A 26,028-nucleotide genomic window follows, 5' to 3' on the forward strand; every position below is an offset into this window, starting at 1 on the left:
TCCGATCAATAGCAAGATTATTTGACTTTTAGCTGGCAAGATATTCTCTAATTGCCATTTTGCGTTTACGCAGCTTGGATAAAGCTTCTCGCTCGATTTGTCGCACTCTCTCACGGCTAATACTCAGACACTCACCAATCTTGGCTAATGTCATCGGTTTACCATCAGCCAAACCAAAGCGTAAGGAAATTACTTCTTTTTGCTGAGGGGTTAAATCTCCCATTAGTTTTTCCAAGTCTCTTTTTAAGGAAGAGGAAGTAGCAAAGTCTTCAGGGGATTGTCCTGAATCTTCCAGCATATCACCAAGTTCAGTATCATTATTGTCCCCAACTCTTACGTCTAGGGAAATTGGCTGACGAGACTTTTCTAAATAATCACGCACCTGTTTAGGAGTAAGCTCCAACTCAATAGCTAGTTCGGCAATAGTCGCAGTTCTCCCTTTTTGTTGAGCTAACTGTCTTTGAGCCTTTTTAATTTTATTGAGTTTTTCCGTAATGTGAATTGGCAACCGAATGGTACGACCTTTTTCAGCGATCGCTCTAGTAATTGCCTGACGAATCCACCAGTAAGCATAGGTACTAAAACGATATCCTTTGGTTGGATCGAATTTTTCTACTCCCCGCTGCATCCCAATTGTTCCCTCCTGAATTAGATCTAACAGGTCTAAATTCCGTTTGAGGTATTTTTTGGCTACAGACACTACTAATCGCAGGTTTGCTTCCACCATTTTTCGCTTAGCAGACTCTCCTGAGTCGATCGCCGTCAATAACTCACTTGGAGTTGTTGCCGCTGCTTTTGCCCATTCTTCTGTGGTAGGTTCTACGCCAAGCTCTTCGATTAAAGACTCTTTGACTTTAGTTAAAGCGATCGCTTTTTGAACCCTTTTGGAATAGAGAATTTCTTCCTCATGAGTTAAAAGAGGAACACGACCTATTTCTTTGAGATAGCTTCTAACCAAGTCGTTAGATTTTTGTGCTGTTTTCATTACGCGATATGCTAATTGATGTTGGTGGTGTAAGAAAAAGTTTTCAAGGTGTCATACTCATAATTACTATTTATGAGAACATGTGTTTACTTTTGTTAAAACTCTGATGCATTTCCATTGTCAAAAATTCTTGAATACTTGACCAACGGTCAGGCAGCGCGAAAAGCCGTTGCCCTAAAGGACTAGCCCTAAAGGATTAGCTCGCAAGCTCGCGTCCTTCGCGTCGCGGGGGTTTCCCCCGTTGAGGCTATTGAGTAAGCAAGCCCTGTCGTTCTAAGGCAGGGATCCTGACCTTTATTTTTTCATCTTAGCTATAACAGCTTTTTTTTAGTTCTATCTCCAACATTTTGGGAAAACTAATAGTATTTGTGTTCTTACTCACTTAGTTCTACAATACACGATTTTCATTAACTTATGTAAAGTTTATTTAAAATATTTGCGATTGAATAAGAACTGACATTTATTGGGCATTGTTTCTCATGGAAAGATCATATCGATAACATCGAGGCAAAAATGCAACGCAGGCAACAAAATCAGTCTAATTACCCATCTAATCTGGTATTGTGTCTAGTCCCTTTACCTAAGATACTACTATGGGAATTGGGGTCAGAAAACTGTAAAAATAATTAAGTGTAAGACACAAGAATTTTCCTCCAGCAAATTAAAATTTTATGAATACACCTCAAATGGCTTCTTGTGGTTCTTGGAAATCTCCCATAACCTCAGATTTAATTGTTGACCAAACTGTTGGCATTGGTAGTGTGGCTGTCAACCAAGGAAATATTTATTGGCTAGAAAAAAGACCCCAAGAACAAGGAAGAAATTTATTGATCGGCTACGGTAACCCAGAAGAGGTAAAAATTTTCACCCCAGCACCCTTAAGCGTGCGGAGCAAAATTCATGAATATGGGGGAGGTGCATTCGTAGTTGATGGAAATACAATTTATTTTTCTAACTATCAAGATGGCAAAATTTATCAGCAGGTAATTGGCACGCAGCCTTATCCTTTGACGGACAAATTGGAGCAACGTTATGGAGATCTGATCGTTGATCGATCCAGAAATCGCCTAATTTGTGTTTGTGAAGATCATTCTGTAGCTGGCGAAGCCGTTAATAATCTGGTGACGATTAATCTCAGTACTGGGAGAAAGCAAAATTTAGTTACAGGTAACGATTTTTATTCTTCTCCTCGTTTAAGTCCTGATGGCAGATATTTAGCGTGGTTGAGCTGGAATCATCCTGATATGCCATGGGATAGCACTTATCTCTGGTTGGCACAGCTTGACGCGGAGGGGATGGTTTTAAAGCCTGAATTAATTGCGGGAGGAATAGCCGAATCGATCTGTGAACCCAAATGGGGTGATGATGGTACGCTTTACTTTTCTAGCGATCGCACTAACTGGTGGAATTTATACCGACGACAACCCGATGGCAAGGTGGAAATTCTTCATCAAAAAGCTGCCGAGTTTGCCTATCCCCATTGGGTATTTGGCTTATCTACCTATGCTGTTGTGGGAGAGCGTCTAATTTGTGCTTATTCAGCGGATGGCTATTGGCATTTAGGCACAATTGACCTAAAAACTAAGCAGTTTAGCGAAATTAGAACTAGATACACCAATATTTCCGATCTTCAAGCTGGTAATGATTTTGTCGTCTTTATTGGCGGTTCGTCAACCGAAACTACTGCGGTAATCAAGCTAGATTTAAAGACCTTGAGAGAACAAATACTACGGCGTTCAGGAGAGCTGGAGATCGATCCTGGTTATTTATCCTTACCAGAGGCGATCGCTTTCCCTACTACTGATGGTCTTACTGCTCATGCTTGGTATTATCCCCCGCAAAATAAAGACTACATGGCGCTATCAGCAGAACTTCCTCCTCTAATAGTCAATAGTCATGGAGGCCCTACCGCAGCGGCTGCTGTCGAATTGAACTTGCGAATTCAATACTGGACTAGTCGTGGTTTTGCCTATTTAGATGTGAATTATGGTGGTAGTATTGGTTATGGTCGTCAGTATCGGCAGCGACTAGACGGCAAGTGGGGTATTGTCGATGTGGATGATTGTATTAATGCTGCTAAATACTTGGTTGAACGCAAAAGCGTCGATGGCGATCGCCTAGTAATTACAGGCAGTAGCGCTGGTGGTTACACTACCTTAGCAGCCTTGACCTTCCGTGATACTTTTAAAGCGGGAGCGAGTTATTATGGCGTGAGCGATCTAGAGATCTTAGCCAAAGATACTCATAAGTTTGAGTCGCGCTATTTAGATCGTTTAGTGGGCAAATATCCTGAAGACAAAGCTATTTATCAAGAGCGATCGCCGATTTACTTTATAGAACAGTTAGACTGTCCCGTAATTTTCTTCCAGGGATTAAAAGATCAAGTCGTACCCCCCAATCAGGCGGAAATGATGTTTGAGGCGATTAAACACAAGGGTTTACCCGTGGCTTATATTGCTTTTGCCCAAGAGGGTCATGGTTTTAGAATTGCTGAGAATATTAAAAAAGCTCTCGATAGCGAATTTTACTTTTATTCCCGCGTCTTTGGCTTTGAACCAGCAGATCGGCTCGAACAGATCGAAATAATTAATTTATAGTTGATTTTTATGGCGATTAACCAAGTATTCTTATATGTCCCTAATCTGATTGGCTATGTCAGATTTATTTTGTATCTGGCCAGCTTTATTAGTCATAGTTTAGGTTACTGGCAACTGTGTATTGGACTATATGCGATCGCCTTTATCTTAGATGAATTTGATGGTCGTGCTGCCCGTGCTTATAATCAAAGTAGTAATTTTGGTGCTGCCCTAGATATGGTGGCGGATCGTTCGGCAACTGCGGGTTTATGTCTGATTTTGGCGCAGCTATATCCTGATTATTTATTAGCTTTTATTGGTGCGATCGCTCTTGATATCAGTAGTCATTATTATTTAATTTATGCTACAGGAATGCGGGGATCGGCCAGTCATAAAGATTCGGCTCAATGGTCAAATAACGGACTATTGAAACTTTACTATGGCAATAAATCTTTCATGGATTTGCTGATTCTGGGTAATGAGCTATTTTATTTACTGCTATATCTCGATTTTTATCTGGTGGGTATGAGTTTCAATCTGGCTGGATGGCAGACCAATATTTGGCAGTTGGCGCTCATTGTTTCCTTGCCGATTTACTTATTAAAACAGACGACAAACATATTTCAATTACAGACAGCAGGACAAGAAATAGCCAAACTAGACTTGGATAATCGTGAATCTAAATCAGCGGCTGAATAATATTGTTCTATACTAATTAAGCCAATACTCAGCCTTAATCATATAGATAGAGCGCGATCGCTGATGAAACAGTCCCCTGAAGCAGATCTTCCTGAATCAAGCATTGCCAGCGCAGTGGATATTGCCCTTGCTTGTGCATTACTACAACGCACAGAGAATGGAAGCTTAACCCATTGTCCCTTAATGCTTTCCCCCGCTAAGGTCACTGACTTATTGATTACTCAACTAGAGTCTTTGGCTCAACCGCTAGCACTACTGATTCATCGAGTAGCCAACAATTTAGAGTTTCTGGAAGAACAGCTGCAATTTACTGCTGCTAATGATGAATATACAGGCTTTTTATTGTCTCTCGCTCAGTCACAAGGTCATCAGGATAGGCTACGGTTTTCGATTACCCGCAGTGACTACTTTATAACGCAACAGGGAGATAGCTTACGCCAGGTCGAATTTAACACCATTGCTGCAAGTTATATCGGTCTGTCCGAAAAAATCACTGAATTTCATCAAATATGGGGGAATCTCAGTAACGAAACCTGGGATTTACTACCCAATCAACCGATCGCTATAGTTGCTGATGCATTCGTGACAGTAATGAAGGAGTACAATGTTGATGATGCTTACGTGCTGTTTGTGGTTCAAGCTAACGAGCGTAATGTTTTCGATCAGCGCCTATTAGAAATCGCCCTGATTGAACGAGGTATAAGAGTTGTACGTGCTAGCCTAGAAGCTATTGGTGAACAGGGAGAATTACGTCAGGGTCATCTAGTATTGAACGGTGAAATTGCAGCTATTACTTATTTTCGAGCGGGTTATCGTCCTGATGAACTCGAAAGCGAAATAGCTCGTCAAGGTCGTCAGTTAATTGCTCGTTCAACGACAATTTCTGTGCCAGATCTACCGACTCATTTAGCAGGGACAAAGAAAATTCAACAAGTATTGACGAATCCCGAACTGTTAAAGCATTTCCTTAATGAGCAGGATATTGCTATAGTTAGAAGCGCCTTTGCTCAGATTTACCCCCTTGATGCTTCCATTGAATTTGCAGGCAAAACCATGCTAGCCAAAGAAGCTGCTATTTTACAGCCAGAGCAATTTGTCCTCAAACCCCAGCGAGAAGGAGGTGGTTTCAATCTCTACGGTGATGAACTGCGCCAATGTCTGCAAAATCTACCGACAGAAGCAGGTAACGCATACATCCTAATGGAGCGATTATATCCCCCTGTGTCCCAGGGTTGGGGTCTACGGGAAGGAAAACTCTGGCAAGGACAGGTTGTACATGAAATTGGTCAATATGGCGTTTTAATTGCCCAAGGCGAGCGCATTTTAACCAATCAAGCAGCAGGCTATCTCGTCCGCACTAAACTTGGCGAGATGAACGAGGGGGGTATATCGGCGGGATATGGACATCTTAATAGTTTGGTCAAAAGTAATATCAAGTCCGCTTGATTACTTCTTATAAAATCTTTGCGCCTTTGCGTCTTGGCGCGAGTTTTAATTGGAATTATCTAAACGGACTTCATATAAGACCTAGATTTTGGTTGGTCATTACATTCTTTCTAAGACATTAATACCTAATAAAGATAAACCTAACTTAATTGTACGTGCGGTTAGATCGGCCAAAATCAAACGAGATGTTCTTTGTGGCTCGGCTGCATTTAAGATCTCACACTGTTCATAAAATTGATTAAACTTTTGGCTCAATTCAAAAAGATATAAACAAATACGATTAGGTAGTAAACTAGATTCAACTTCTTTAAGCACTTCTTCAAATTGCAAAATATGTTTTGCCAAAGCTAATTCTGGTTCTGCCGTCAAGCTAATTTTCGTGTTCTGATCTAACGCAGAAAAATCAATATTACCTTTGCGACTAACCCCTTGAGGACGTACATAGGCATATAACAAGTACGGTGCTGTATTACCTTTTAAGTCGAGCATTTTATCGAAGTCAAACTTATAGTCTGAGGTACGATTCTGACTTAAATCTGCGTATTTTACTGCACTTAAACCCGTTACCTGAGCTACATGATTGATAAATTCTGGAGTTTCTTTTCTTGCTTCTGCTTCTAATCTAGTTTCTAATTCTGCACGAGCATAATCTACCGCTTCATCTAATAAGTCTTTAAGCTTAAATGTTTCACCAGAACGAGTTTTAATTCTCTTACCATCTTTACCCAATACTAACCCAAAGGGTACGTGAACTACTTCCACTTCATCGGGTAAGATTTTTGCTTTTCTAGCTACCTGAAATACGGCTGCAAAATGATTAGCCTGTCCAGAGTCAGTAACGTAAATAATTTTGTTAGCGCCATCTTCTTTGACTCGATATTTAATTGCTGCTAAATCAGTTGTGGCATAGTTAAAACCACCATCAGTTTTCTGGACAATTAGAGGTAGAGGCTCACCATCTTTATTAGTAAAGCCATCTAGAAAAACACACATTGCGCCTTCACTTTTTTCTAGTAAACCTGTTTGTTTTAATTCACTAACAATGTCTTCCAGAAAAGGATTGTAAAAAGATTCACCTCTTTCTTCTAGCTTAATATTAAGCAGATTGTAGATTACCTGAAACTCTTGGCGAGACTGATCGCATAATAACTGCCAAGCATGAAGGCTATCTTCAGCACCCGCCTGTAACTTAACGACTTCTTGTCTAGCGGTTTGCTTAAACTCTTCATCTTCGTCAAAACGAACCTTGGCTTGTTTATACAGAGATACCAAATCACCAATATTTAAAGCATTAGCAGTAGTTAGCGCTTCGGGATAAGCTTCTCTCAGGTAAGCAATCAACATGCCAAACTGAGTCCCCCAGTCGCCTACATGATTGAGACGCAATACCTGATAACCACGAAATTCTAAAATACGCGCGATCGCATCACCAATAATGGTTGAGCGCAAGTGTCCCACATGCATTTCTTTGGCAATATTGGGACTGGAAAAATCGACAATTACCTTTGATGTTGGCTGTACCTGGGGAATGCCTAATCTTTCGTCTGACTGGATCTGACTCAGCAACTGCTCAAGATAACTAGATTTGAGCATAAAATTGATAAAACCTGGCCCAGCGATGGTGGGGGTTTCGCACATATCCTCAATTTGCAGATGATCGATGATTGCTTGAGCGATCGCTCGCGGATTTTGCTTGAGGGGTTTGGCTAGAGATAAGGCTACATTAGACTGATAATCGCCAAATTTGGGATTATTCGTCGAGGTTACCAGAGGATCGGTATCTGCTAACTCATCACCAAAAGCAGATAATAAGGCTTGGCTAACAGAATCTTGAAGCTGTTCTAGTATGGAGGTCATAGTATTTGTTGATTTTAGCCTGAAGACAGTTTTAGCCGACCAGCAGCTATTCCTAGAATAATCAATTTATCATCAATCGATAATTTCAATGATTATTTTTGATTTGTGCCAAAGGTCTATTAAAGCAAATACTCTCTGTAATCTAAATCACGATCATCGATCATCATCTGTCTCACTCCAAAGGATTACACGCTAAGCATGATTACTATCCATCATTAGCAAGAAGCAACTCAAAGAGAACTTATTTAAGCTAAAAGAATATTTTACTTTAGTTCAACCTATGACTTTACAATCAATTGCCGAGTTTAGTCCCAACTATAATCAAGAAGATTTGATGGATAATGAGCTGATTTCAAAACCAGTGTTTATCGCTCAAACAGACGAAAAACTAGGTGTGGTCGAGGACGTTTTGGTAGATGAGTTTGGGCATTTTCGTTATTTGGTAGTCGGTGCGGGTTCTTGGTTAGCGGATCAAAAATTTCTGTTGCCTATTGGTAGATGTCGCGCTATTCAAGACGGTCAGGCGATCGCTGTTATGGATATTAACAATATCCAAGATCTTGAACAGTTACCTCCTTATCAAAGCGATAGTCAGCTTGATTATGATTATGAGGAAAGTATCCGCAACATCTATCGTCAATTTTTGGCAGGGGATAATTATGAGATCCCTAATTACGACAGAGATAGTTATAGTTATGACCATGAACCTGAACTGTATCAAATACCCACAGAAGAAGGTCAAACTATTAGATTTTACGAAGAAAGATTAGTTGCCGATAAACAACGCCATGAAGTAGGGGAAGTAACTATAGGAAAAAGAATTGAAACAGAAGTAGCGCAGGTAGAAATTCCTGTAGAGAAAGAAAAAGTCTTCGTTAAAATTCATGAAGTCGGCGATCAGAATATTGCTGTCTCTCCAGAAGAAGCCAAGTTTGAAGGAGGTACGGTAGCTACATTTAAAGTTCACGAAGAAACCGCCGAGATCAAGAAGCAGGCATTTGTTCATGAAGAGGTAGAGATCAAAAAAGAAGTCAAAAAAGAAATAGTTAATGCAGAAGAAACTTTGCGTAAGGAACAATTAGAGATGACAGGAGAAGAAAACATCGAAATAGAACAATCATCAACTTCAACTCCAGAAAATTACTAATTATTCATTTCCCGTAGCTATAAAAATTGCACCTGTATGATTTTGCGGTGCCGAAATATCTTCGACGGTAAGGGCAATTTTCTTAATCGTTCTAGGATTTAGATGGGGTTGAGGCACAGTAATTTCTTGGGTAAAATCTCCTGCTTTGTTTACCTGAAAAACCGCAGTCAAGATCGCTCCTTTTTCATCGGTGGTATAAGGAACATCTTTACCTACCACTGTCCACAATGCATAAGTTTTTTCTGGAGGTAATGGCGGTAAGTTGTTGGCAATCAAAGTAGCGTTCAATTGATTAGGATTAACTACTAGTTTGGCTTGTGTCGTCTTGGGTAGATTTTTGCCCCGAAGCAAATATGTTCTTTGATTTGTTACTTTAACTGTATCTTTGACTAGATCTGCCGTTTGTACAGAACGCCACAGTCGATAGTTAGCAATACTAAGCAAGGCAATTGTCAAGAGCGCGATCGCCATGAAGATTCTTGATAATCTGGCTCTGGGTGTCGTTGCCTTAATATTGCTTAAAGACTTTGCTATTGTAGGCTCGATTTGTGGGGAATTAGCCGCCGTCAAAATGCGATCGCGTAAGCTATTAGGAGGAGATACTTCTGGCGGATTATATACCAGATCTAATGCTTGCTGCATTGCTACTATTTGTTCAATCAGATGGCTATTTTCCGCTAACATTTCTTCAAACAGCAGAGCTTCAGCCGGACTCAAATTACCTAATACATAGCCCGAAATAAGTAGTTGTTCGCATTCTGGAGGAATTGACATGATCCTAAAACTCCTCGCTAAAATTAATTAAAGCTTGACGCAGTTTAAGTAAGCCACGACGAGATCTAGATTTAACTGTTCCTAGTGCAATGTTTAGCTGATTGGCAATTTCAGATTGACTTAAACCTTGATAATATGCCATTTTTAGCACTTCTTGTTCTTTGGTTGATAGTTGTTCTAAGGCTGATTGAACCTCTTGCGATCGCTCTGATTGGGTAATCTCTTCAAAGGGACTATCGGACAATACCTTAGCATTTTCATTGAGGGATTGATGATGAAGTCTTTGTTGTTTTCGGGTGCGAGATCTGAGGCGGTCTAAAGCTCGCGATCGCGTTAAAATTGCTAGGTAAGTGCGTAATGTTCCTCTTTTTGGGTCGTAAGAGCATTTTTTAGTCAGGAGCAAAAAGATATCCTGAGTTAAGTCCTCTGCTTCTGCCGTATTACCCAGGAGTTTCCCAGCTATCCCATAAACTAAGGCTGCATGGCGATCATACAAAATGCTTAAAGCATCAGTTTGCCCATGCTGCAACTGCCAAAATAAATCTGCATCAGTCTGATTAGGAAGATCATCCCCACAAGAATGGCTGGGTGGTTCAAAAGACATATATGAATGCAAAGTATAGCAATTATATAATATATGCTTTTAGCCTAGCCGAATTTTATTGCTTTGGAATTTTGAATCATTTGTTTACTCACGCGCTAAAAATTGAGGGAAGAAAAAGAGAGTAAAAAAAGCCCAAATAAAGTTTACTTCACAGCTATTTCTTACTCCTCTATTAAATTAAAATTATTACTTTAATTAAGCAAAGTCATATTCAACAGTCAAATCATCAAAACTCAAATTACCCCCATTGGGTAAATCCTCAAAGCCGAGAATATTGTCACCTAAGCTGCGAACATGTTCTGCTCCGTCAGAATTAGCTTCTAAGAAGGGAAAATACACCAGAGGATCGTTGCTACTGCCATCTTCTAGCTGTTCAATTGTGCCATCAACTACGATAAAGGGTGCGTAAGTTGAACCACCTGCAAGCTCTGTAGTAAATGTGCTAGTAACGCCATTGACTCCATTAAGACTGAGATCAGAGCGATTAGCGATCGCAGTAGCAGTGTAGTCTTCGTCTCCCACAGCGATCGTCTCACCTGATTCTGAGTCGATAATATTACCTGCTGCATCTACTGTATAAAAACCGACAGTATTATTGAACCCACTATCTCGGCTAACGGTAAAGTTAATTGTGGAATCTCCAAGCTCACTAAGATCGATTAAAGGAGCAGCAACTTCAGGTAATGTTTGAGCTTCTTCTGAGGATAAACTATCTCCATCATTGTCGCCAGATACAACAGCTAATCCCTGTAAATTGCGAGCATCTGTACCAATTTCTCCTAGGCTGAATGCCATACCTAAATCTAGATCGACATTATATAAAGTGCCATCAGCAACAGCAAAGGCTGTATTGTCACCATTGGGAGAAGAGACAATCTCAAATCCGCTTAAAGTATCAAGATCGATTCCCAAATCGCCTACTGTAACTAAAGTTCCATCATTAGGAGGGTTTTGCAAGACTAGATCGTTAAGTAAGGTATCAAGATTGTATAGCTGAGTACTGTCAGTCCCGTCAAAAGAATTAGTATAGGCAGCAGCAGTAATATTAGGATTGACTCCATAATTAGTATCTCCCTCAGCAAAAGCTAAAGTACCATCAGCGGTAACTTCTCCCGTGTCTACATTAATTCTAAAATTTTGGTCATTATCTCCTACTAGACGCAGGCGATCGGCAACAGGATTAAAGTCTAATCCTGAGATAGTTCCCCCTGTAAAAGGCAGATTTAAAGTGCTGACATAGGTTGCAGCACCACTTTCAGCATCAATTGTATAAATATTATTGGCAGTAGTAATGCCATAAATTAGACCATTGGCTGGGCGAGTATCAATACCGAATAGTACACCATCAACTCCTGAGACAGCTATTGAATCTATCTCGCCAGGATTAGTGGGATCAAAAGAAATTAAAGTATTGTCGTCGGTCAACGCCACAAATTCCGAGTTGAGGGCAATCTCTGATATTGGGGGAATTTCGACGTTATCGCGATTGAGAGTGGCTAAATCTGCGGTAAATTGCTGCATAATTGGTAATTTTTTGGATTTTTTCCCAGCAAAACCGTCCCCTCTATTAAGACAGGACAAGTTGTTTGCATCGGCTGTGATGCCCGTGAGCAATGAGTAAATAGTTATGAACAATTTGAACAATACCTAGGAGCAAATAGTATCTAGTTAATTAGCTATTTTCCCTAACTTCTCTGCAACCTATTGATGGACATCAATCAAAATTGTTCTTACAGACAAAAATAAAATTAATCATTTTTCCTGCTTGTATAACTAGTACGTCTGAGTAGTGCGATCGGATTCAAATCAATATTAGGGGAGAATTACAATGCAATAAACTTAAAAGCCTACTGCTGTATTTAATGGAAATCTGCCGACCACACAGCTAAGTAAATACGATCCTGCTGATTGCGTTGAATCGTACCCTGCAAATCTCCTGCGGTAAAATTGTAAACAGTTTGGCGACGTTGATACACTGCTTCTAATCCTTGCTTTAAATCAGGCTCGATTTTCGTTGATAAAAGAGAAATTAAAGCAGCTTGTAATGTATTGAAGCTAGTCGAAGGAGGAACAGCTATTTCTGCTTGACGTAATTTGTTAGTTTGAACGTCAAATATGTATCCCAGATCGATTCCCTGAGAAACAATATTTTTATATGACCAAGCAGCGCTATTTTGCCAAAACCCAGGTTGACGCCAGACAGGTTCACCCAAAGCCTGAAGAATTTCTCGATCTGAAGTGCCAACGGTAAAAATTATGCCTTGAAAAATATTCTCAGTCGCATTATCTTTAGTTAGCGCTACATTATCTTTAGTCGGCGATACATTATTTTTAGTTAAATCTGTATCATCTTCAGTCAGTAAAAGTGATTCTTCAGGAAATAGATCGGCAAAATTTAGAGGTGGTCGTTCATCTAATTTAGCCACAACTTGCCAACCTCTCCAGGCAATAGAAAATAATATCCCTAACGTTAAAAACATTGTCCAAGTTTTTAAGGCAGATTTTTGGCTATTGCTGCTGAGTAATACAGTTGAGGAAGAAGACAGTAGCGCCGAGCGCATTTTTGCTGCCGAAGCAAATCGTCGCTCTGGTTGAGGTGAGATTGCCCGACTAAGTACTCTGATTAAATTATGGCTAATTGAAATTTTTTGGCACTCAAAATCAAGATCTAAAGGCGATCGCCCTGTGAGCAAATGAATTGCAGTTAAAGCCAAACTGTAAAGATCGTTATTGTATGTTGCCTGTCCCATTGCTTGCTCAGAAGACATATATCCAGGAGTCCCAGCGACAACTCTTAGCTGCTGGTGATTACACCCATTCGAGGGCAAGTCCTTTGAGTACCCTAAAGGATTCCTCAAGGATATAGCTTCGCGATCGCTAATTGGTTGTGCTATGCCAAAGTCAATCAGTACAGGTAAATTGTCTTGAGAACGTAAGACAATATTATGGGGTTTAATATCGCGATGGACAATGCCCTGGCTGTGAATATACTCTAATACGGATAATAAATTGAGTAAAATATTTCTGGTTTCTAATTCAGATAGCTTCTTTTGTCGATCTAGCTTTTCTTTGAGAGTCTTGCCAGCAATCCATTCCTGGACTAAATATAAAGAGCTATCATCTCTAAAATAATGATAAAACTGGCTGATTTGAGCATGTTTGCCGCTCAGATGCTGGAGTATTTTAGCTTCCTGTTCAAATAGAGATATTTTGGTTGACCTAATTCTCTCAGAACAACAATTGAGATCGAGCCGTTTGACTATACATTTACGATGTTCAATAAAATCCCTAGCTACAAAAACCTGACTCTGATTGCTGTTTGCTATTGGTTCATAAAGATAATAGCGATTGTTAACTAATTTATTTGGCAAACTTAGGGTAAGGTTGGTCATATCCAATACGATATCGCTATGGTATTTCTATTTATTAAGTACGCCGAGCAACTAAAATTGGTTTCAAATAAGTAATTAAACTAAATCTTGTAAATCTGGTAAATTTTGCTGCTAAAATTTTGGGCTAAAAGTTGCCGCTTAAATTAAATGAATGAAGAACTAGAATCATTGCTTGGCTTGGCATCTCGTCGGGGAATTAGCCATGCGGAAGTATATCAAGTATCGTCTCAGTCTCAACCAGTCTTTTTTGAGGGAAATCGTCTCAAGCAATTAGAAAGCTCTCAATCAATGGGGACAGCCTTAAGACTGTGGCAAGATCATCGTCCTGGTTTAGCTGTAGCCTATGGCAAAATTGAACCTGAATTATTAATTGATAAAGCGATCTCCTTATCTCAACTCAATGCGCCAGAAATTATTGAGTTAGCACCACCGCGTCAAGTAACTTACGATTTAACTGGAGTGGGTGCATCGGTTCAAGATTTAATTACCTACGGCGATCGCGCAATTACTCGATTGCGGGAAGAATATCCTGAAGTAATCTGTTCGGCAGAATTGGAATTTGAACAAGAAAGTATTACTTTGCTCAATTCTCAAGGATTATATTGTCATTATTACGAGTCAGGTTTGAGTTATTCCCTAGGTGCAGAATTGATTCGGGGAGAAGATTTTCTGGGTATTTTTGACGGTGACTATAGCAAAGAGCAATTAAACCTCGATCCTCTGATCGAGGGAATTATTCGGCGTTTAGATTGGGCAAAATATAACGTCGATCCCCCTCAAGGAAATATCCCCGTAATCCTCACGGCTAATGTGGCAACTTTGCTGTGGGAAACTGTTTCCTCGGCTTTAAATGCTAAAAGAGTTAAAGAAAAATCTTCTCCTTGGAGTAATCTAAAGCAAGAATTAGTTGTTTCGGAGCAAATTAGCTTATCTCAACAGCCAGAATTGCGACCTTATGACTGTCCTTTTGACGATGAGGGAATGACAACCCAAAAGCTAGATTTAATTACCAAGGGAGTATTAAATCAATTCTATTGCGATCGCGCGATCGCCAGGGAATTAAACCTCAAACCCACAGGCAATGGCTTTCGTCCTGCTTTGGATAGTTATCCTAGTCCATCTTTAGTTAATTTAATCGTCGCATCGGGTAAAGATTCTTTAGACGAGTTAATCACTAAACTAGATAATGGGATCATTGTCGATCAAATACTGGGTGGGGGTGCAGATATCAGTGGTGACTTTTCGGTTAACGTCGATCTTGGCTATCGGGTAGTTAATGGCAATATTACAGGACGAGTTAAAGATACGGCGATCGCAGGTAACGTCTATCAAATCCTCAAACAAATTATCGCTTTAGGTAATGACTCAATCTGGGATGGTTCTTGTTTTACTCCTTCTCTATTAGTCGAAGGGATTTCGGTAGTCGGCTAATTTAAACAGCTTATGATTTAATTATTTCTCTGCATATTTAACAGATTGAATAATGCCATCCAAAACCAAGTTAATTTTTACATCATTTCTCAGCGGCATTTTAATGGGTTTAGCACCCGCACCATTTAATGCTTGGTATTTTGCCTGGTTTGCTTTGACCCCTTTATGGATCTTAATTAGACAACAAAAGTCGCTTCAACAAATAGCTATTCTGGCTCTGGCTTGGGGGATTGGTTATGACGGATTAGCTTTGTTTTGGATTACTGGGGTGCATCCGATGACTTGGATGGGAGTACCTTGGTTAGCTAGTTTAGCGATCGCTATTTTTTGCTGGGTTTTTATTACTTTATGGGGTGCAGGAGTTGTCGTTACTTGGGCAGTTTTATTCAGCTTTATTAATCAAAAATTAAATAATCAGAGCAATAAAAATATTTCCAGCAGTTTAATTAAAGCTTTAATTGGCGCAGCTTTATGGTCAGGTCTAGAAACATTATGGAGTCACACACCTCTGTGGTGGCCAGCGATCGCCTATACTCAAAGTCCGCATAATTTAATCATCCTGCAACTAGGCAAGCTATCAGGAGTTAATACCGTTGCTGTAGTAATAATTATGGTCAATGGTTTACTAGCAGAGGCAATCTTAGCTTGGCATAAATATTCTAGTTTTAAAAGCAAAATATTATTAATTACTGCTCCTTTAGTTATCTTAATTATTAGCCATTTATTAGGTTTTTATTTATATCAAATACCTGTAGCTAAAGATAATTTAGCACCATTAAAAATTGGTATTATTCAAGGCAATATTCCCAATGAAATCAAGCTATTTTCTGAAGGTTGGCGTAAAGCGATCGCTGGCTACACTTCTGGTTATCAAAGATTAGCTAAACAAGGGGTTGATGTTGTCCTTACTCCTGAAGGAGCATTACCCTTTTACTGGGAGGATATAATTGATGATTCTAGTTTTTATCGGGCTGTGATTACGGAACAAGTTCCTGCTTGGGTGGGAGCAAACGGTAGAGACGGCAACAGTTACACCAACAGTATCTTTACCCTAACAGGAGATGGTAAAACCTATAGTCGCTACGATAAATATAAACTAGTACCTTTAGGCGAATATATCCCGTTTGAATCTATTGTCGGTAAATTAATCGATCGCCTATCACCTTTAAATGCTCATCTAGCAGCAGGTAAACCAAACCAAATCTTCGACACTCCTTTTGGTCAAGCCATAATTGCTATCTGTTACGAATCGGCATTTCCTCAACATTTTTTACGTCAGGCACAAGCAGGGGGAGAATTTATCATTACCGCTTCCAATAATGCTCATTATAGTAAGACCATGCCCAGTCAACACCATGCCCATGATGTCATGCGGGCGATAGAAAGCGATCGCTGGGCTGCTAGAGCTACCAATACGGGTTATAGTGCGATCGTCGATCCTCATGGTAATACTCTCTGGATTTCTGCAATAGATCGCTATACCATTCACGCCGATACTATTTATCGTCGACAAAACAAAACGCTATATGTGCGTTGGGGAGACTGGTTAACACCGTCAATGATTTTACTCAGCGCATTGTCAATTTATAGTAAATTGATTAAAAGCTTATAGCTGCGAGCAGTAATCCTTTGTATAGCACTACTTAATCAGCAACGCTCTGCTATTTTGGCGAATTAGAATTTTTTTCGTGAAATATTTCTCTAACTTCATGCCAAAGTTCTTTTAATAGCTGTTTTACCTGCTTTTCTTTACGTGCTACGGCAGTACCTGTTGAGCCTAACTTTTCTTCAAATTCAGCTCTTTTGCGCTTGGTAGGCTCGGTAAAAACTTCAGGATCTTCTTTGGCTTTGTCGTACCAAACTTTTGCATCTTCTAAATATTTGCTAACTTCTCCATACTGTTCACCATAACGATTAGCTAAGTTTGCCTGGAGTACGGCAGTTTGCGCTTTCAGACGAGCATAATGTTTTTGCAGAATAGCAAACTCTTCGCTGTTGCTGATGTTAATCATCGCTTCGGCGATCGCTTCTTTAACTTTATCAGGTTGGGTATTATTAGTTTTAACTTCCGCTAAAGCCTCGTCGATTTCAGTTTGTAATTCTTGTTCGTCTTGAACTACTTGAGCCTCTAAAGTGGTGATTTCCGATTGGGTTTGTGCAATTTTCTGTCTTTTGGCTTGACTAACACCATCAATTACTCCTTGAATTGATGCTGTCACTTCGTCTTTAACTTCCCCACCAGATTCTTTGACAGTTTCTGTAACGGCAGCGATCGCATCTTGAACTAAAGCAGCTATTTCGCTTCTACCCGATTTGACTTCAGAAACCGCTTCGGCGATCGCATTTTTAATAATCTCGCGAATTCTTTCGGTTTTTAATTCTCCTGTTTGTTTTGCCCGCTGCAAATCGGCAACTATTCTTTCTTTGCTTGAGTCTGGCATAATTTAATACCTCTTACTATCTATATTGAATGAATCATAAGATCTGGTGATATTTTTATCTTAGAATTCTCACTAGAGTTTTGCACCTTTCTAAGGGTAGAAATTTCGCTACTCAAACTCCCGATTGGAAACTAATTTTAAAGTGAAAAGCGATCGCCAGAACAAAAATAATTGCTGATTTCGTAAAATATAGGTCAAAGCTGATAATTAGAATATGTAAACATTTAGCACTTCTATGCAAGCGTACAAACTAACAGGAAAAGTCGATCACTCTGGTCAATTAATTATTACTGAACCAATTAATCTTAATCCTGGTGATGTAGAAGTTATTATTTTGCAGTCAACTACTACGACAGAAAATCAACTTTTTGATGAGCAACTTCATACCGTTAAATCTGACAAAATCTTGAAAATGCGTGTTTCTGGAATTGATGAAGGACGTTTTGTTGTCCCAGATGATTTTGATGATCCTTTGCCTCCAGATATTTTAAAAGCTTTTGAGGGTAAAGATTAAACTAGTTTATTATGGTTGAGCTATAAATTAATATTTCACAGCAAGCTGTATCTAAATGACTAAACTTTTAATTTAGCTTTCAGCTTATATCTTACTAGTTCATGAACTGTTCGATAAGCTACATCAATTTCAAAACAGGTTCTTAACCACAGTTGAATTTCACTATAGCTTTGGAATCCTTCGGTATTTTTCAATTCTTCTTTTAATTTGGCGCTCGCCTGAGAAGGAATTGCCCTTGGTCTTCCTCCCTTGTTTTTCTTTGATTCTAGTAGTAGATTTATTCCACCAGTAGGAAATAGGAAATAGGAAGTAGGGCGAAATTCCTTTGCCCTAAAGGATATGCGAATATACTGATGAAAGTCAATTACATCTGAGCAATTGCACCTCTTGCCATATCGGCGATCGCTCGATCCGTAGCTTTAGGTAGATGATAATAAGTTCCACCAGCTTGTTTAGCTAGTTCTTTGGCAAAACCTGTGGACACAAAACGGCTTTCAGTGTCAATTACCAGGAGTTTCATGCCCATCCCGCGCACTTTACCTGCAATATCTAGTAGTTCTTCTTTGATATTGGGCTTTTCTGCTCCCTCTTCGGGGACTTCTCCTAATGAACGGGACAAAGGAATATTACCTCGTCCATCGGTAATAGCGACAATTACTACCTGTCCAATATCTCCCGACATTTGAGCATTGATACCGACGTTTACTGCTTGGGTTAAACCATGAGACAGGGGCGAACCACCACCACAGGGTAAGGATTCTAATCTACCTTTTGCCATCGTAATGGAACGGGTGGGTGGGAGTAATACTTCAGCACGTTCACCACGGAAGGGAATCAAAGAGATTTGATCGCGATTTTCGTAAGCTTCGGTTAACAAGCGCATGACCGCACCTTTAGCTGACTGCATTCGATTTAATGCCATAGAACCAGAAGCATCCACGACAAATATAATTAACGAACCAGCTTTGCGCGCCATCCGTTTGGAACGGAGATCACTTTGTTCCACAATTACATTTTTGCCAGGGTTACGCTCCCGTCTCGCTTTTTGATAGGGAGCAGCACTACGCAGGGTGGCATCGATCGCAATTCGTTTGACCTTTCCTTTAGGAATCATCGGCTTAATATAACGCCCGCGATCGTCGGAGAAGATTAAATTGCGCGCCCCTGATTTACCCTGTCGCTGCATAGTCTGGGCAAAGGTTAACACTTCGGGGTCTAACACCACACCTTCAATATCAAAGATAAACTCATCGGGAATTGCGGGTGGCTCTTGTTCTTGCTCCTGCTCGTCTTCCTGTTCATCTTCTGGCTCGTCTTCATCCTGATCTTGATTTGATTCGTCTTCTGGCTGCTGCTGTTGAGGTGGTGGGGGTGGTGGTTGAGGTGCGTCTTCTGGCGGTGCTTCAATCGTCGTGGCGCGAGGAATAATAACTAGCTCTACTGCTTTACGTAAATCATCAGCAATCACGTTATCTCGACCATCTAGGGCAGCACAGGCTTTGGCTACCCTGACAGCAAACAGTTCAGCGCGATGCCCTTCCACAGTTCCCCGAACTGCTTCCTGGACTAAATACATAATCTGATCGTGGCTGATTTTGACTTCCTTAAGCCATTCCCGCGCCAGGATAATATCGGTCTTCAGACTATCAATATCTCCTTCATAAGCAGCGATAAAGTCTTTGGGAGAATTAGTAAAATCAATCACTTGGTTTACCGCTTCAACTCGCTGTTCGAGGGACAACATGCTATCAGCAGAAAGAGCGATCGCAATGCGGTCTAGTAAATGTTCTCGCAACACTCCTTCTTCAGGGTTGTAGGTGGCAATCAAAATCGGTTTACAGGGATGCTGAAAACTAATGCCTTCCCGTTCAATGACATTACGTCCATCGGTTAAAACCGTTAATAGCTGGTTGGCAATCTGATCGTCTAGGAGATTAAGCTCATCGATATATAGAACTCCACGATGTGCCTGGGCTAACAATCCTGGCTGAAAGATTGGCTTCCCACGCTTAACCGATTCTTCCACATCCACTGAACCCAATAGCCGATCTTCTGTTACCCCCAAAGGTATCTGCACAAAAGGAGCAGGCACAATCTGCGTGGGTATATCTTCTACAGCGGTATCATTGTATTTAACTGCGGTGTCATCATCCCAGTTTTGCGGCTGATGGGGGTCACAATTATAGAGAGAACCCTTAATAATTTCAATCGGTGGCAAAAGACTGTAAATCGATCGCGCCATCACTGATTTAGCCGTTCCTCGACGACCAGCGATCGCCACGCCCCCTAATTCTGGATCGATTGCCGCTAATAATAAAGCCAGCTTAATTGATTCCTGACCAACAATGGCAGTGAGGGGAAAGTTAAAATTTTTGGGGGCAGTAGTTACAGCAGACATGCGATCGCCTTTTAGTTCCTTTGGGTAATAAAACCTAGACTCTTAACTTTAGTCTATTTAGGGGGTCAAACTCAAAGGTACAATTGCAACCGTGTTTGTCTTATCTCTATTTTTTACTCTATCGCTTAAGCATACACAACTAGTGTAATCAAACTTAGTTAAGCACTAGCTATTAATTGCAGTATCCCTCAACCAATTTTGCTGTTTAAGTCGTTCCCAGGCTTTTTGTAGATGACTGGGTTTGAATAGTTGGCACTTTCTTTCATTCCATTGTTGCACTAGGGCGATCGCTTTTTCACAATCTTCTGTTGCTTGAGGATCTTCTTTCATAGCTACCCAATGAATTGTGGCTAGCATTTCCATTCCGTAAGGAGTTTCAAACCCAGCAATCAAATTACTGACTTTTTCCAAACGTTCATTAGCTTCGGGATGCTATTCTAGAAAATGATGCGCTGCTTTTTTTCCTTCTGGTAAAACATACATTTGCGATCTTTGGGTTCGATCTCCATACCCACAGATAAAATGCCCATCTATTCTTTGTAAAACATGATTTAGGTTATTAGCATAGGGGCCGAATTGATGTTTTACATAGCGTAGTTTTAAATTTTCTCCCGCTTCTTGAAGAAAATAAGCAAGTTTTTGGATTTCCAGCTTTGTTAGTGTGTACCTAGGAATTTCATAAAGCTCCAGCAACCTTATGAATAAAACCTAGGCTTTTAACTTTAGTCTATTTAGGGGGTCAAACTCAAAGCAACAGTTTTTACCTTACAGCTTTGGTAGCCTCAAAATCCGCCAAATAAGTCGAAATAGAGCCGAACAAGTAGGATATTATCGCTTTTTGGAGAATGAAAACGTGACAGTATCAGAACAAAGACAAAGTATTGCCCAGCATTGCCAACAAAACTTAGAAGAACGTCACGTATTAGCAATAAGTGACAGGAGCGAAATTAATTTGCAGTCTCATGTAGGAAGACTAAAATCAGAAAACTTGGGAGTAGTAGGAAATAACATAGATGTCGGATTTTACATTCATCCAACATTAATTGTGGATAGTGAAAATGGATTTCCTTTAGGATTAAGCACTATACAGTTGTGGAGCAGAGATTTTAACCATCAAGACAAATACGAACGAAACTATCAAAAATTGCCTATAGAGGCGATTTGAATCTATTTTCTTAGGCTGGAAACTCTCTCAGAATCAACTTGTGTGTACACGGTAGCCGAAATTCGGGGGGAATCGGAATCAAAGTCCCCCTTAACAAGGGGATTTAGGGGGATCTACCCACTGAAAACGTAGCAATTAGACTTTTCAGATATCCTCTTATAACTCAATCTTTTAAAAGCAGATCTTGATTCGTATTACATATTAATCATACAGAGAAAATATTTAATTTTTTATTAGTATTGACGATTTGTAAAGTGTCATTGTTGCTGGCTTAATTTGTAATTACTGGGCATAATTGTTATTGAATACTAATATAATAATCGCCAAGCTAATTTAATCCATTTTGGCAAACTATTAGTAACAAGATAACCTCAAGTTTATAATTATTTAACTACTAAAAATGAAAAATCTCTTACAATTTTTATTAACAATAGGAATTAGTTTTGCTCCTCAATCAGTTTTGTTGGTTTCAGCTCAAGCTGAAGTTAAACCCAAGCCTAGTTTAGCTCAGTCGCCAACTCAAAATGACAAAATCAAACAATTTACCTTCGATTTCAAGAATACTTATGATTATGCTACCTGTTTGGACATAATTTTATTAGCCTACGAAAAACGTAACGCTGAACTAGAAAAGGCTTTTAAAAATGATTGTGCTAATAATGTTTTGCAAACCTTTGGTAACAATTTATCGAAAGATGTGGCTTTACAGTTGGTTAAATCAGCTAATTTATACGCTACGGAAAGACTAGAAAATCCACTTTATCCTTCTCTTGGTTTAAGAAGAAGAATCGCGATTAATCTGGGATATGTTTATGACACAGATAAAAACAATCCCGATATTTTGAAATATATTAATCCTGAGTCAGAATAAAGGAACTCTGTTCCAGCTATAAGCCATAAGCTATAAGTTTAAAGCCACTATATGCGGAGCGGTATACCATTTGCGAAGCTTATCCTTTAGGACAAGGGTATATCCGAAGGTGTATCCTTTAGGACAATGTGCCACGGCATTTGCGGAGCTTATCCTTTAGGACGCATTTAGTAGCATATCAGTGATAAATAAAGCTACAACGTAACATCAATCAAACGGCTTCAGGGCTATTTCATTCTCATATATCCAGAGAATAAATTCTCTGTCTAAGTACATTAAGTCCGTTTAAACGGACTTTGATTTTAAGCCAAGAAATTTATTTCTTGGTTCACTACAGTTAGAACGAAATAGCCCTGAAACGGCTTATAGCTTAAAGCGTATAGCTATCGATTAAAGTCCTCTAGTTTTTTGTGACCAAACTCTGGTGGGTAGACCCCAAATATAAATAAAGCCTTCTGCTGCTTTATGGTCGAACTTATCTTCAGCACCGTAGGTAGCAAGATCTGGTGCATAGATAGAATTATCAGACTGACGACCAACTATGGTTGCGTTACCTTTATGTAATTTAATTCTGACTTCTCCAGAAACTCTTTCCTGAGTCTGTTGAATAAAGCCATCTAAAGCAGCTTTTAGCGGACTGTACCACAAACCACGATAGATTAATTCACCATAAGATTGTTCAATGCCTCGCTTATATTGAGTAACATCACCTGTAAGAGTAAGGCTTTCTAAGTCACGGTGAGCATGAATTAAAACTAAGAGTGCAGGTGCTTCGTAGATCTCCCGCGATTTAATCCCGACCACACGGTTTTCTAACATATCGATGCGTCCGATGCCATGTTGACCAACGGTTTCATTAAGTTGAGAAATCAAGGCTACGGGGTCTAATTTCTTGCCGTTAATTGTAGTGGGTAAACCCTGCTCAAAACCAATGGTAATATATTCTGGCTCATCAGGAGTATCGGCGATCGCCTTAGTCATTAAGTAAATTTCTTCGGGAGGCTCTGCCATGGGATCTTCTAAGATACCTGCTTCAATACTGCGACCGAGTAAATTGCGATCGATACTATAGGGAGAAGACTTTTTCACAGGAAACTCTAAGCCAAACTGCTCACCATAAGAAATTGCTTCTTCTCGGCTCATATTCCATTCTCTTGCAGGCGCTAATACCTTCAGGTTAGGGTTTAGTGCCATAATGCCCAAATCAAAGCGTACTTGGTCATTTCCTTTAGCCGTACAGCCATGAGCTACCGCATCTGCACCATATTTTTCCGCAGCTTCTACCAGTAATTTAGCAATTAGAGGACGTGCTAAAGCAGTAGAAAGAGGATAGCGGTTTTCATAGAGAGTATTAGCTTGGATAGCAGGAAAAGCATAATCTGTCACAAAGCTGGCTGTGGCATCTACCACCAAAGATTCCGCAGCACCAAATTTTAAAGCCTTTTGTTGAATTGGCTCTAATTCATCCCCCTGTCCCAAGTCAGCAGCAAGGGTAATTACTTCTTTAACCCCCCACTCATTTTTGAGGTATGGAATACATACGGTGGTATCTACTCCCCCTGAGTAAGCTAAGACAACTTTATTGGCACGTCCCATGATTAGATTTCCTAGAAATATATAACTAAAGGGGTATTGTACATAAAAGCTTACTCTTTAAAATGTTTTTCTTGGTCAATTTTGAGTCATGTAGGTGAAAAATCTCAATCACTCAGTAATTTTTAACTGATCCAGATTCCAAAAAGCACCACCCAGAGCCGAATATTCCACTCCTTCGATGTTGTTGCGGACTGCTGCCATGGAGTAAGGATTAACTAAATAGATAAAAGGCACTTTTGCCGACACTAGCTCCTGAATTTCGGCATAGATAGCTTTACGTTTCTCAACCTCTAATTCTCTTGCTGCCTTAATAAATAATCGACCAATTTCGGTTTCCCAATCAGCAACGACTCTACCTTCTAGGGGTTTTCCTTCTGCTGGCGTGGCAAGATTGAAAATATGGGAGTTACCATCTGGCAACCATACATTTGCTCCGTTATTAGGTTCGTTACCCCCCGTAAAGCCTAGAATAATCGCTTCCCAAGCTAAGGAGCCACCCATTCTACTAGTCAAAACGTTGAAGTTAATAGTTTTAAAGTTTACGTCTATACCAATCGCTTCTAGGTCTTCTTCTACTTGATTACCAATCGCTTCCCGAATTTGGTTACCAGTATTCGTATTCAGACTAAATTTGACTCGATTCCCTTGAGCATCAAATAGTTGACCTTGTGGGTTGTATTTAAACCCTGCTTTTTGGAGCAATTGTTTTGCTTTCTCTGGGTTATAGTCATAACCCTTTAAATCGGGGTTGTAAAAAGGAGACTGAACAGAAATAAAAGACTGCTGTGGTTGACCCAAACCTCGATAAATATTTTTGACCATTCTCTGACGGTTCAGAGCATAAGCTACAGCTTGCCTAAAGTTGAGATTGTTAAACCAGCGAGACTTGATTGGATTAACTACAGGCTTGCCGTTTTGCTTACCTGTATTGAGATTAAATGTTAGATAGCTAGTAGTATAGTCGGGGCCACCATTATAAATGGTAAAATTGCCTTTTTCTTCTTCCTGTTTTAGTAACGAGAAATATTCAGGCTTAACTTCAACTGAATTGAGACTACCTGAACGAAATTGCGTCAAAAAGGTATCTGTAGATTCCACAATTTCCCAGATAACTCTTTTAATATAGGGAATATCTTTGTTTACTACTTCTTTTTTCCAGTAGTAAGGATTCTCTTCAAACACGAGTCTTTGAACAGTGGCGTAGCTTTTCAGCTTATAAGCACCACTGGCAACCAGTTTTTCTGGAGGTGTATCTACTGACCAGGTGGAAAGAAACTTCAAATTGCCAGATTCATCTTTTTGTTTAACAGTTTCTTTTAAGACATGAGCAGGAAAAATAGATGCTCCAGTTACCCCCAAAAAAGGCGCAAACGGTTCGGGGACAGTAAATTTAACCTGTCGATCATTAATCTTCGTTACTTGAGGAAAAGCTCCACTCTCACCAATTTTGAGTACATCTTGCATCCCCGTTGGAATATCAGGATTGAGGTAAAGCTGATTGTAGGTGAAGACAACATCTTCTGCTGTCAAAGGTTGACCATCAGACCATTTGAGGTTTGGTCGTAGAGTATAAACAATTTCTAAATTATCGTCAGAAATATCCCAAGATTCGGCTAAAGCAGGTTCGATCTCGCTCGTAATGGGATGCTGTTTGGTTAAACCCTCCAGCATCATTGCACCTACTAAGCTACTAGTTTGATCGCTAGCGATTACAAAGTTGAAAGTTTTAGGATCGCTTAAAATGACATCAACTAACTGAGGTGGTTGGTCGGGATTTGCCAAGAGAGTACTAGGATTACAGGCTGTCAGAGGAATTAACAACAGCACTGCTAAAACAAGAACCAGACAGTTAGTGACGAATCTTCGGAGTGAGTTGAGCAAATCCAAGACTTATATTTTCCCTTACTCATTTTTAGACAACATTTAGACCACATTATATTTGCTGCCACCAATTTTGAGGCATGAATTTGAGAGTAATATTGTTCAGAGCTATCAGTAGCAAATAAGTATTAAGCGATCGCAAATTATTATTAAATTATTAATTACGCCTAGTGTGAATTAAATTTTAGTAGGTAGACAAAGAATGAAAAGTCAAAACATCAATTTCAAAGGGACGTATAAGATTTGGGCGA

Annotated in this window: 21 protein-coding genes; 9 read left to right on the plus strand and 12 right to left on the minus strand. The window is 39.8% G+C overall.

All coding sequences use genetic code 11. The features are described 5' to 3' along the window. Positions 1 to 28: 28 nt before the first annotated feature. On the minus strand, positions 29 to 985 hold the full coding sequence (locus KME09_05275; GenBank protein MBW4533329.1) for an RNA polymerase sigma factor, RpoD/SigA family: 957 nt from the start codon (positions 983 to 985) through the stop codon (positions 29 to 31). A gap of 671 nt (positions 986 to 1,656) precedes the next feature. On the opposite strand from KME09_05275, the gene KME09_05280 reads away from it, so the two are divergent. The 3 genes from KME09_05280 to KME09_05290 all read left to right on the plus strand — a co-directional run bounded on the left by KME09_05280 (position 1,657) and on the right by KME09_05290 (position 5,706). Next, positions 1,657 to 3,582, plus strand: coding sequence for a S9 family peptidase (locus KME09_05280; protein ID MBW4533330.1), 1,926 nt, complete (start codon positions 1,657 to 1,659; stop codon positions 3,580 to 3,582). A gap of 9 nt (positions 3,583 to 3,591) precedes the next feature. Continuing rightward, positions 3,592 to 4,260, plus strand: a complete 669-nt coding sequence (locus KME09_05285; GenBank protein MBW4533331.1) for a CDP-alcohol phosphatidyltransferase family protein — start codon at positions 3,592 to 3,594, stop codon at positions 4,258 to 4,260. A gap of 63 nt (positions 4,261 to 4,323) precedes the next feature. After that, positions 4,324 to 5,706: a glutathione synthase gene (locus KME09_05290; protein ID MBW4533332.1), complete on the plus strand. Its 1,383-nt coding sequence runs from the start codon at positions 4,324 to 4,326 to the stop codon at positions 5,704 to 5,706. A gap of 99 nt (positions 5,707 to 5,805) precedes the next feature. Here KME09_05290 and argS read toward each other — a convergent pair whose 3' ends face one another. Further along, a complete protein-coding gene (argS, locus tag KME09_05295; protein ID MBW4533333.1) occupies positions 5,806 to 7,563 on the minus strand; it encodes an arginine--tRNA ligase in 1,758 nt (585 codons plus the stop codon). Positions 7,564 to 7,843: 280 nt separating this feature from the next. Here argS and KME09_05300 point away from each other — a divergent pair, with 280 nt between their 5' ends. Beyond that, positions 7,844 to 8,710 (plus strand): DUF2382 domain-containing protein, encoded by an 867-nt coding sequence (locus tag KME09_05300; GenBank protein ID MBW4533334.1) that lies wholly within the window; start codon positions 7,844 to 7,846, stop codon positions 8,708 to 8,710. On the opposite strand, the gene KME09_05305 is transcribed toward KME09_05300, so the two are convergent. The 4 genes from KME09_05305 to KME09_05320 form a co-directional block, all read right to left on the minus strand. Next, positions 8,711 to 9,484 carry an anti-sigma factor gene (locus KME09_05305; protein MBW4533335.1) on the minus strand — a complete coding sequence of 258 codons (774 nt, stop codon included), beginning with the start codon at positions 9,482 to 9,484 and terminating at the stop codon, positions 8,711 to 8,713. It abuts the gene before it with no gap. Between the two features lie 4 nt (positions 9,485 to 9,488). Beyond that, complete coding sequence (locus KME09_05310; protein MBW4533336.1) at positions 9,489 to 10,088, minus strand: sigma-70 family RNA polymerase sigma factor; 600 nt, start codon at positions 10,086 to 10,088, stop codon at positions 9,489 to 9,491. A gap of 195 nt (positions 10,089 to 10,283) precedes the next feature. After that, positions 10,284 to 11,723 carry a DUF4394 domain-containing protein gene (locus tag KME09_05315; GenBank protein MBW4533337.1) on the minus strand — a complete coding sequence of 480 codons (1,440 nt, stop codon included), beginning with the start codon at positions 11,721 to 11,723 and terminating at the stop codon, positions 10,284 to 10,286. A gap of 224 nt (positions 11,724 to 11,947) precedes the next feature. Next, positions 11,948 to 13,480: a serine/threonine protein kinase gene (locus tag KME09_05320; protein MBW4533338.1), complete on the minus strand. Its 1,533-nt coding sequence runs from the start codon at positions 13,478 to 13,480 to the stop codon at positions 11,948 to 11,950. Between the two features lie 147 nt (positions 13,481 to 13,627). Between KME09_05320 and KME09_05325 the strand changes: the two genes are divergently transcribed. Then, on the plus strand, positions 13,628 to 14,911 hold the full coding sequence (locus KME09_05325) for a TldD/PmbA family protein (protein ID MBW4533339.1): 1,284 nt from the start codon (positions 13,628 to 13,630) through the stop codon (positions 14,909 to 14,911). Between the two features lie 52 nt (positions 14,912 to 14,963). Beyond that, the gene (lnt, locus tag KME09_05330; GenBank protein ID MBW4533340.1) at positions 14,964 to 16,523 is read left to right on the plus strand and encodes an apolipoprotein N-acyltransferase; all 1,560 of its coding nucleotides are present in this window, start codon (positions 14,964 to 14,966) and stop codon (positions 16,521 to 16,523) included. 49 nt (positions 16,524 to 16,572) lie between these two features. On the opposite strand, the gene KME09_05335 is transcribed toward lnt, so the two are convergent. Continuing rightward, complete coding sequence (locus KME09_05335; GenBank protein MBW4533341.1) at positions 16,573 to 17,352, minus strand: histidine kinase; 780 nt, start codon at positions 17,350 to 17,352, stop codon at positions 16,573 to 16,575. A 235-nt stretch (positions 17,353 to 17,587) separates the two neighbouring features. Here KME09_05335 and KME09_05340 point away from each other — a divergent pair, with 235 nt between their 5' ends. Continuing rightward, positions 17,588 to 17,866, plus strand: coding sequence for a hypothetical protein (locus KME09_05340; GenBank protein MBW4533342.1), 279 nt, complete (start codon positions 17,588 to 17,590; stop codon positions 17,864 to 17,866). 364 nt (positions 17,867 to 18,230) lie between these two features. On the opposite strand, the gene bchD is transcribed toward KME09_05340, so the two are convergent. The 3 genes from bchD to KME09_05355 form a co-directional block, all read right to left on the minus strand. Next, entirely contained in the window at positions 18,231 to 20,264 is a 2,034-nt protein-coding gene (gene bchD / locus KME09_05345; protein ID MBW4533343.1) for a magnesium chelatase ATPase subunit D, read from the minus strand. A gap of 165 nt (positions 20,265 to 20,429) precedes the next feature. Further along, the gene (locus tag KME09_05350; protein ID MBW4533344.1) at positions 20,430 to 20,675 is read right to left on the minus strand and encodes a hypothetical protein; all 246 of its coding nucleotides are present in this window, start codon (positions 20,673 to 20,675) and stop codon (positions 20,430 to 20,432) included. 21 nt (positions 20,676 to 20,696) lie between these two features. Beyond that, a complete protein-coding gene (locus KME09_05355; protein MBW4533345.1) occupies positions 20,697 to 20,957 on the minus strand; it encodes a hypothetical protein in 261 nt (86 codons plus the stop codon). Positions 20,958 to 21,117: 160 nt separating this feature from the next. Between KME09_05355 and KME09_05360 the strand changes: the two genes are divergently transcribed. Then, positions 21,118 to 21,429 (plus strand): hypothetical protein, encoded by a 312-nt coding sequence (locus KME09_05360; GenBank protein MBW4533346.1) that lies wholly within the window; start codon positions 21,118 to 21,120, stop codon positions 21,427 to 21,429. A 400-nt stretch (positions 21,430 to 21,829) separates the two neighbouring features. Next, positions 21,830 to 22,300, plus strand: a complete 471-nt coding sequence (locus tag KME09_05365) for a hypothetical protein (protein ID MBW4533347.1) — start codon at positions 21,830 to 21,832, stop codon at positions 22,298 to 22,300. 390 nt (positions 22,301 to 22,690) lie between these two features. Here KME09_05365 and KME09_05370 read toward each other — a convergent pair whose 3' ends face one another. Beyond that, positions 22,691 to 23,896, minus strand: a complete 1,206-nt coding sequence (locus KME09_05370) for an argininosuccinate synthase (GenBank protein MBW4533348.1) — start codon at positions 23,894 to 23,896, stop codon at positions 22,691 to 22,693. Positions 23,897 to 24,004: 108 nt separating this feature from the next. Next, on the minus strand, positions 24,005 to 25,783 hold the full coding sequence (locus KME09_05375) for an ABC transporter substrate-binding protein (protein MBW4533349.1): 1,779 nt from the start codon (positions 25,781 to 25,783) through the stop codon (positions 24,005 to 24,007). Between the last annotated feature and the right edge of the window lie 245 nt (positions 25,784 to 26,028).

Origin of the sequence: Pleurocapsa minor HA4230-MV1, assembly GCA_019359095.1 — a bacterium.
Lineage (GTDB): Bacteria > Cyanobacteriota > Cyanobacteriia > Cyanobacteriales > Xenococcaceae > Waterburya > Waterburya minor.

Bases quoted from the DNA above. Each gene is read 5' to 3' on its own strand.
- KME09_05275 (MBW4533329.1), bottom strand. From the start codon at position 985: ATGAAAACAGCACAAAAATCTAACGACTTGGTTAGAAGCTATCTCAAA.
- KME09_05280 (MBW4533330.1), top strand. From the start codon at position 1,657: ATGAATACACCTCAAATGGCTTCTTGTGGTTCTTGGAAATCTCCCATA.
- KME09_05285 (MBW4533331.1), top strand. From the start codon at position 3,592: ATGGCGATTAACCAAGTATTCTTATATGTCCCTAATCTGATTGGCTAT.
- KME09_05290 (MBW4533332.1), top strand. From the start codon at position 4,324: ATGAAACAGTCCCCTGAAGCAGATCTTCCTGAATCAAGCATTGCCAGC.
- argS (MBW4533333.1), bottom strand. From the start codon at position 7,563: ATGACCTCCATACTAGAACAGCTTCAAGATTCTGTTAGCCAAGCCTTA.
- KME09_05300 (MBW4533334.1), top strand. From the start codon at position 7,844: ATGACTTTACAATCAATTGCCGAGTTTAGTCCCAACTATAATCAAGAA.
- KME09_05305 (MBW4533335.1), bottom strand. From the start codon at position 9,484: ATGTCAATTCCTCCAGAATGCGAACAACTACTTATTTCGGGCTATGTA.
- KME09_05310 (MBW4533336.1), bottom strand. From the start codon at position 10,088: ATGTCTTTTGAACCACCCAGCCATTCTTGTGGGGATGATCTTCCTAAT.
- KME09_05320 (MBW4533338.1), bottom strand. From the start codon at position 13,480: ATGACCAACCTTACCCTAAGTTTGCCAAATAAATTAGTTAACAATCGC.
- KME09_05325 (MBW4533339.1), top strand. From the start codon at position 13,628: ATGAATGAAGAACTAGAATCATTGCTTGGCTTGGCATCTCGTCGGGGA.
- lnt (MBW4533340.1), top strand. From the start codon at position 14,964: ATGCCATCCAAAACCAAGTTAATTTTTACATCATTTCTCAGCGGCATT.
- KME09_05335 (MBW4533341.1), bottom strand. From the start codon at position 17,352: ATGCCAGACTCAAGCAAAGAAAGAATAGTTGCCGATTTGCAGCGGGCA.
- KME09_05340 (MBW4533342.1), top strand. From the start codon at position 17,588: ATGCAAGCGTACAAACTAACAGGAAAAGTCGATCACTCTGGTCAATTA.
- bchD (MBW4533343.1), bottom strand. From the start codon at position 20,264: ATGTCTGCTGTAACTACTGCCCCCAAAAATTTTAACTTTCCCCTCACT.
- KME09_05365 (MBW4533347.1), top strand. From the start codon at position 21,830: ATGAAAAATCTCTTACAATTTTTATTAACAATAGGAATTAGTTTTGCT.
- KME09_05370 (MBW4533348.1), bottom strand. From the start codon at position 23,896: ATGGGACGTGCCAATAAAGTTGTCTTAGCTTACTCAGGGGGAGTAGAT.